General features: G+C 26.2%; 8 protein-coding genes. 1 reads left to right on the forward strand and 7 read right to left on the reverse strand.

Annotated elements, in window-relative coordinates; translation table 11 throughout:
* Positions 1-160: 160 nt before the first annotated feature.
* The 5 genes from Q1J60_RS05310 to murI form a co-directional block, all read right to left on the reverse strand.
* Positions 161-832, reverse strand: coding sequence for a S24 family peptidase (locus Q1J60_RS05310; protein WP_300259322.1), 672 nt, complete (start codon positions 830-832; stop codon positions 161-163).
* Position 833: 1 nt separating this feature from the next.
* Positions 834-1,208: a DUF3783 domain-containing protein gene (locus Q1J60_RS05315; protein ID WP_300259324.1), complete on the reverse strand. Its 375-nt coding sequence runs from the start codon at positions 1,206-1,208 to the stop codon at positions 834-836.
* A gap of 28 nt (positions 1,209-1,236) precedes the next feature.
* On the reverse strand, positions 1,237-1,749 hold the full coding sequence (locus Q1J60_RS05320) for a peptidylprolyl isomerase (protein ID WP_300259326.1): 513 nt from the start codon (positions 1,747-1,749) through the stop codon (positions 1,237-1,239).
* Between the two features lie 241 nt (positions 1,750-1,990).
* Complete coding sequence (locus Q1J60_RS05325) at positions 1,991-2,260, reverse strand: STAS-like domain-containing protein (protein WP_300259328.1); 270 nt, start codon at positions 2,258-2,260, stop codon at positions 1,991-1,993.
* Positions 2,261-2,494: 234 nt separating this feature from the next.
* Positions 2,495-3,277, reverse strand: coding sequence for a glutamate racemase (gene murI / locus Q1J60_RS05330; protein ID WP_300259330.1), 783 nt, complete (start codon positions 3,275-3,277; stop codon positions 2,495-2,497).
* Positions 3,278-3,581: 304 nt separating this feature from the next.
* Between murI and Q1J60_RS05335 the strand changes: the two genes are divergently transcribed.
* A complete protein-coding gene (locus tag Q1J60_RS05335) occupies positions 3,582-5,483 on the forward strand; it encodes a type I glutamate--ammonia ligase (protein WP_300259332.1) in 1,902 nt (633 codons plus the stop codon).
* Positions 5,484-5,576: 93 nt separating this feature from the next.
* On the opposite strand, the gene Q1J60_RS05340 is transcribed toward Q1J60_RS05335, so the two are convergent.
* Both Q1J60_RS05340 and Q1J60_RS05345 read right to left on the reverse strand, forming a co-directional pair.
* Positions 5,577-5,861, reverse strand: a complete 285-nt coding sequence (locus Q1J60_RS05340; protein WP_300259334.1) for a YciI family protein — start codon at positions 5,859-5,861, stop codon at positions 5,577-5,579.
* A gap of 237 nt (positions 5,862-6,098) precedes the next feature.
* Complete coding sequence (locus tag Q1J60_RS05345; RefSeq protein WP_300259336.1) at positions 6,099-6,740, reverse strand: VanZ family protein; 642 nt, start codon at positions 6,738-6,740, stop codon at positions 6,099-6,101.
* Positions 6,741-7,342 lie beyond the last annotated feature (602 nt).

Consider the following 7,342-nt stretch of genomic DNA (forward strand, 5'->3'; position numbering starts at 1 on the left):
TTTTTTTCTCAGTTGATTCCACTAAATTCACTTCCTTCTTACCGACTACATTTTCTTATAGCTATTTTATTCAGAATTTCTTCTTTTTGATAACATGATAAGAAGTATTTAAATACAAAAAGGACAGTTCTAATCTAGAACTGTCCTTTTTATATTTAAATTATAAATCAAATTCTATTCTATAAAGCTTAGCTATTGCTTTAATTTCTTTTATGTTAGCTGTCTCTGTTCTCATACTACCATTATTACTTATTAATAAAGCTTTAACATTGTCTAGCTTTTTAATTTGTCTAATAACTCTCTTTCCATTGAATTCAACTAAACAAATAGAATTATTCTCTATCTCTTTTATTGAATAGCATAAAGCTAAATCATTTTCTTGAATTCTATATCCAGTCATATCATTATTTTCTACTTTTAAATAAAAAACTTTATTTGCTGTATGACCATCTATTTTATTTGAAGTAGTAGCGAGTTGTTTATATCCTTTAACCTTAGCTAATGAATAATCATATATTGGAACATTTTTTAAAACTGATCCAAAAGCCTGATTCCAAACTTCATTAACTTCTGCTGGTTTTGTTTGTCTTGCTTGCTTTTCAGCTTTAAGTTCTTTTTGAAGATCTTCATCAGTAACAACCATATTTATATCATTTAAATCAGCATTTAAAACTTTTGATACCTTTGATATAAGTGATTCATTTATAATTTTTCTTCCTGTTTCAACTTCATTTACAAACTTCTCAGCTACACCTAGCTTTTTAGCTAAAGCTTTTTGTGTCATTCCACTTTTTTCTCTAGCCTCTTTTATTCTTTCCCCAACTCTACTCATTTTAAGCTCTTCCTCCTTGCATACTTCTATACCATTCTCTCTCTTCAATCAAATGTTCAACAAGGTAGTTAAATTGCCATTCTTTAGAGGTTTCTGTAACTACAGCCATTATAGGATTTTCTGTAATTACTTTTGCTATTGAAACCAGCATTTGTAATTCTTCATCAGGGAAATTACTGAATATAACAACTTTTTCATCAAAGTTTTTGTTTGAAACAACTTCAAATTTTAATCCTTCTAATATATCCTTAACTTTCATAGAAGCCATTTCATTACTTATATTAATAACCTTGTGCCCTGTTGCTTGAAAGTCCTTTTTTTCTTTTTCATTTAAACCATAAGTTAGAATAGCTTTGCTATTATTGAGCATACTCATGCTAATCTACCTCCCATACATTCATAAATTAAAGTATTTCTGGTTCTTCTACATCATCTGCATTTTCTACAGTAACTTTTGCCATAACTTGTGGCTCATATGGCATATCATTGTAATTAGTTTTTACATTTGCTATTTCATCAACAACATCCATACCTTCTATAACTTTACCAAATGAAGCATATTGACCGTCTAAATGTGGTGAATCTTGATGCATTATGAAAAATTGGCTTCCTGCTGAATCAAAGTTCATAGCTCTAGCCATTGATATAACTCCTCTTGAATGCTTTAAGTCATTTGGAAATTGGTTTCTTGTAAATTCACCTTTTATTCTATATCCTGGGTTACCCATTCCTGTACCGTCTGGGCATCCTCCTTGTATCATAAATCCAGGTATAATTCTATGGAATGTTAATCCATCATAAAAACCTTTTTTAACTAAACTAACGAAGTTTCTAACTGTATTCGGTGCAATTTCTGGATATAATTCTATTTTAATTTTTTCTCCATTTGCCATTTCTATTGTAACTATTGGATTCATATTAATAATTCTCCTTTCAAATTTAACTATTTAGCATTATTTACTTAAACTAAAATGTTAATCATTCTTTGTATAAAATTATATATTATTTCTATTAACAATGGAATATTACTTAAAGATTTTAAAATAAAAAATAAGACAACATAAAGAATCTTAATAATATAGATTCTATTATGTTGCCCACTTAGAGTTCAACTTAATATAATATTTTAAAGTTTTTATATAATTCATATTTTCATTTTTAAGCAAAAGTAGTTCCAGCTACAACTCTTGAATAATCAGTATAGTTTGATAAATTCTTAACATTTATTTTTGAAATAATATTCTCTCTTCCTTCTTTATTTATCATATCAGTAAATAAACAAGTTAAAAAAGTTGTTGAAACTCTATCTATACCACTAAAATCTAATTCTACATTTTCATTTAGATTATTTTCAATATAATCCCTTAAAATTATAGCATCTTCAACATTTATTCTAGCTCCTAAAAATTCTCTTACATTTACTTTCATTATAAAATCCTCCTTTTTTAAGTAACTCCCATTAATCTTTGTTGAAATTTTCTGAAAATTATCTTTACATTTATTATAATATCAATCTACTTTCATTTTGTCAATATTTTAACAAAGTTTTTTATAAAAAAATTTCGTTATCTAAAAAATCTACAGCTATACTAAAACAATATATACTAAATTATCATAAATAAAGTTATATATGCTTTCGTATTACTGTAGATTATTAATTTATTATTTAATTTCTATAAGCTTTTTACTTAGCTCTAATATTTTTTTGTCTTCTAAGGAATTAAATATATCTAAATTACCTTTTTTCTTTGATTCTGATTCAATATTATTTTCTTCTAATCTTCTTTTTAACTCTCTTATCGTGCCTGAACTTCCATCTATTATGTCTACTTTTTCTCCAACAATATCTTGTATTATATCTTTTACAAAAGGATAATGAGTACATCCTAAAACTATACTTGAAATCTCCCTACCTATATAAGGATTTAATTTTTCTATCAAGAAGTTTTTTACACCTTCTCCTTCTAAATCTCCTGACTCTATAAACTCAACTAAACCTGGACATGGAAGAGATATTACTTCTCTATGCTCCCCATACTTATCCATAAGTTTTTTAAATTTCTCTTGAGTTAAAGTTGCCTTTGTTGCCATTACTATTACTGATCCAGTTTCATGTAAATTTATAGCAGGTTTTAAAGCAGGTTCTATTCCTATTATAGGTATATCTTTATAATGCTTTCTAAGATCATGCGCTGCTGCTGAAGTTGCAGTATTACATGCTATTACAATCGCCTTAGCTCCATTTTTTATTAAAAATTCAATAGCATTAAATGAAAGTTCTATTATCTCTTGTGGAGTCTTCTCTCCATAAGGTGCATGCTTAGAATCCCCATAATATATATAATTTTCATTTGGCATCATTTCTAAGGCTTTTTTTAAAACACTTAAGCCTCCTAAGCCAGAATCAAAAAAACCTATAGGTGCATTCTTTAAATCATCTTGCATCGCTATCCCTCACTTCTAAGTACTTGATTTAATCTTAAGATAATTTTATAACTTTCTATTAAATAAATCTATTAAAATTCATATTTTACACTTATATTAAAATATAAAATATATTGACAGTAATATTCTATTGTAATAAAATCTTTTTAAGAATATTTTCGCAACGAATATTACTATCTAAAAATCATATTATTATACGTTAAAAAACAAATGAAATAACTATTAGCCATAAAAATGAAAGGATGTGAACAGAAGATTATTACAATTATATCAAATATTATAATTGTATTACTTCTAAATAATTATGAACAGAGATTTATTATTTACAATTCCTAAGAAATATCATAATAGAGAAAGTTTAATTTCTATTTTTGAAGACCACCCAGAAATAAAATTTGTATCTTTAGTTGGAGTTGACTTAGCAGGTAATGATACTGACGAAAAAATTCCTTCAAAATTATTCTTAAAAGATATAGATTCTTTCCTTCATGGAACTGCAGTACAAACAGATGGTTCATCAGTTGTCCTTCCAGGAATAGCAACTTTAAATAACGCAAAAGTTGATATGATTGCCGATTTAGATTGTAAGTGGTTTGTAGATTACAATTACGATTTCATAGACCCTTTAACTAATAGACCAGTAGGAACACTTAGAATTCCTTGCTTCCTAATCCACGAAGATAAACCAGTCGACTCTAGACATATCTTAAAAAATTCAATTGATACATTCAAATCAAACTTATTCTCATTATTAAAAAAACATCCAGAAACACTAAATGATTTAAATATAACCTTTGATGATATAGATGACCTTTTATTAACATCTGCAACAGAATTAGAATTTTGGGTTAAAACACCAAATGATAAAGCTTTAATTGAAGAACTTTCAACTTCTCAAGTTTTACAAGAACAATATTGGACAAGAACTAAGGGCAATGTTAGAACAGCTTTAGAACAAAGTTTATTATATATGGATGAGTATGGATTTGAACCTGAAATGGGACATAAAGAAGTTGGTGGAGTTAAAGCTAAACTTAATTCCTCAGGTCAATTTGATCATATAATGGAGCAATTAGAAGTAGACTGGAAATTCTCAGATGCTATGCAAACTGCAGATAATGAATTATTTATAAGGACTTTAGTTAAGGAAACATTTAGAAGAAACGGATTAGAAGTAACATTCCTTGCTAAACCAATAGATGGAGTTGCTGGTAATGGAGAGCATACCCATTTAAGTTTAAGCCTAAAATTAAAAGATGGACGAATTATAAACCTATTTAATCCAACTAAAAATCATTTTTTAAGTAAAATAGGATATGGTTCTATAATGGGTATATTAAAGAACTACGAGATAATAAACCCATTTATCTCAGCTACAACAGACTCATTAAAAAGATTAAAACCAGGCTTTGAAGCTCCTGTTTGTATAGTTACATCATTAGGTCAAAGCCCTGAAATTCCATCTAGAAATAGAACTATATTAGCAGGATTAATAAGAGATCCTCATAATCCTCTAGCAACTAGATTTGAGCTTAGATCACCAAATCCATTTACAAATACTTATCTTTGCATAGCATCAAGCTATATGGCTATGTTAGATGGTATTAAGTATGCTTTAGAAAATGATAAAACAGAAGATGATCTTTTAGCTGAATTATCTAAAAAACCAGGTGAAGAAGCAGATTACCTAGAAAAATCTAGAGCATATAGAAGTGAAGAGGATGTATTTGAAGATTTCACAGATTCACAAAGAAATGAGTACTTTGGTGTAGCTCCTTCTACTGTTTTTGAAAACTTAAGTGCCTTTGATAAATATCCTGAAAAGGTAGAGGTATTAAAAGTAAATTCAGTATTTACAGACAAGCTTATAAATAGTTTCAAAATAGCTACTACTAAGAGATGGACTACAGAAATAACTTCAAGAATAATTCCTTCTTACATTAAAGATATAAGAGCAGCTAAACAACTTCATTGTTGTGATAAAGCCTTAGATTTAGACGTTTCAACTTGGATGACAATAAATGAATTAAGACACATAACAATGAAAGATTCTTATCATACAAGAAGTTTATTTACTCAAATAAAGAATGCTATAAATGAATCTGATTTTGAAAAAGCTTCTGATTTACAAATAAAACTTGATAAAAACATGAGTGAATTAAATGAACTTTACTCAGCTTATAAGAAAAATTTACTAGATATATAATAAAAAAAAGAAACCAATACTTTAAATTAGTTTCTTAGTGCTTTATACAAAATGACCTTTGAAATTAACAAAGGTCATTTTATCTTTTTTATATTAATGATATGTATTTCCTAAACTTATTGAATTTTTGCTTAATATTTCAAATGAATAATCCTCATAAAAAACAAATGGATTATTGTTTATAATATCTTCTGCCTCTTTAAAATTATTAGCATGGAATATTATAGTTCCTCTATTTTTGAAATATGACCCACCACATAATACATACTTGCTTACAGCTGTATCTTTATACTTTTTAGCTTTATGCTCACCTTGGAATCTATTAGCTCCATTAATTTTATAATTTATTTTTACAAACATACCGCTGCTCTTAGTCATATAAATTAACCCCCTAAAATTTGTTATATGCTATTATATTATGTTAATGTCCTATATATTCCTAAGTTGTCTTAAAAAACAAGAACTTATGTTCCCTCGTCTTTTTTAATTTTATAAAACATACGTTCGCTTGTCAAGAAAAAAAGGATGTAATCATTCATATTACATCCTTTTTTTCTATAAAATTCTTTATTTATGTATATATCTCTCTATTTTTTTACTTATAATGATTCTTATCTATGCAACCTCTTTTATCTCATCTTCTCTTTTAGAAAAGCTATCTTTAATAAAGTAAGCTATTTTACAAATAAAATAAGCAATGAATATACCAACTAAATTTATAAATATGTCTCCTAAATCAAAGAATCCTCTTTTAAATACATATTGAGCAAGTTCTATATTAAATTCTATAGATGCAGATAATATAAAGGCTAATACAAAGTTATATTTTCTTAGTACATATCCTATAGGCATAAAGAATATTATATTACCTATTAAATACAACTGGCCAGTCTTATCCCCTCTTAGCCCATGTAAAACTGTAAATGGATCTAACTGGAATCCTCTAGCCATTTTAGGTCTAGCAAATAATAATATAAACATTGTTCCTAAATATAATCCAAACAAGAATAATTTAAATAACTTTGAAGTTTTCATTTTAGTTGTTGTTAAGAAAACTTGATATATAAGCATTACACTTGTTAACTTAAAAAAGTTATATATCACAAAACCTTTTTTACCACTCAAATCTATTTTTATAAAAACATCTATACACTCCTTTACTATTAACTTATAAAATGCCATTGCTAAAAGTACTGAAATTATAAGCAAAATACTTTTTATAAAAAAATTCTTTAATACTCTCTTAGCTGTTTCCATAAAAATCCCCCCCAACAATTTATAAATTTTATATTGAATATTGATATTTTTATAGTATAATAACTAAGTGCTTTTTAAAACAAGCCTCTTGTTTATTATACTTTAATTTAATCACATGTATAAAATTAAAAATTTATCCACAGAATTATTTTTTTAAAATTATCCACAGCAATTCAAAATCTTTTTTATCCACAAAATAAATAATTTATATCTTTTCACAATATTTTTCTTTCAAAAAAAATTTTAATATACTTTATCCACAAAAATACTACAATTATATTACCATTTAAATTTATATTTGATTTATTAAAAGATTTACTTATTTTAAAAGAGAAATTATGAAATTTTTAGCGTCAAAGGGCTCAGTTAAAATAAATAGATTACTTTTATTAAAATTTATCCACAAAGAAATTATTTTTTTAACACATTTTAAAAACTAACTGAGCCCTAACTAAAAGGCAAATTTTAAACAACACATAACTAAAAATCATATTTTAAAAATATAAAATAAAATTAAAAGTCCTATTTAGCTTCAGTTAAACTAAAACTAAATAGAACTTATTTTATTAATACTTTATATTAAGTTAAATACTTCTAACTTC

It is taken from the genome of Clostridium sp., assembly GCF_029258205.1.
Taxonomy (GTDB): Bacteria; Bacillota; Clostridia; order Clostridiales; family Clostridiaceae; genus Sarcina.

Excerpts from the sequence above, each read along its gene's own strand:
- murI (WP_300259330.1), bottom strand. The coding sequence starts at position 3,277 with ATGCAAGATGATTTAAAGAATGCACCTATAGGTTTTTTTGATTCTGGC.
- Q1J60_RS05345 (WP_300259336.1), bottom strand. The coding sequence starts at position 6,740 with ATGGAAACAGCTAAGAGAGTATTAAAGAATTTTTTTATAAAAAGTATT.
- Q1J60_RS05325 (WP_300259328.1), bottom strand. The coding sequence starts at position 2,260 with ATGAAAGTAAATGTAAGAGAATTTTTAGGAGCTAGAATAAATGTTGAA.
- Q1J60_RS05315 (WP_300259324.1), bottom strand. The coding sequence starts at position 1,208 with ATGAGTATGCTCAATAATAGCAAAGCTATTCTAACTTATGGTTTAAAT.
- Q1J60_RS05340 (WP_300259334.1), bottom strand. The coding sequence starts at position 5,861 with ATGACTAAGAGCAGCGGTATGTTTGTAAAAATAAATTATAAAATTAAT.
- Q1J60_RS05320 (WP_300259326.1), bottom strand. The coding sequence starts at position 1,749 with ATGAATCCAATAGTTACAATAGAAATGGCAAATGGAGAAAAAATTAAA.
- Q1J60_RS05335 (WP_300259332.1), top strand. The coding sequence starts at position 3,582 with ATGAACAGAGATTTATTATTTACAATTCCTAAGAAATATCATAATAGA.
- Q1J60_RS05310 (WP_300259322.1), bottom strand. The coding sequence starts at position 832 with ATGAGTAGAGTTGGGGAAAGAATAAAAGAGGCTAGAGAAAAAAGTGGA.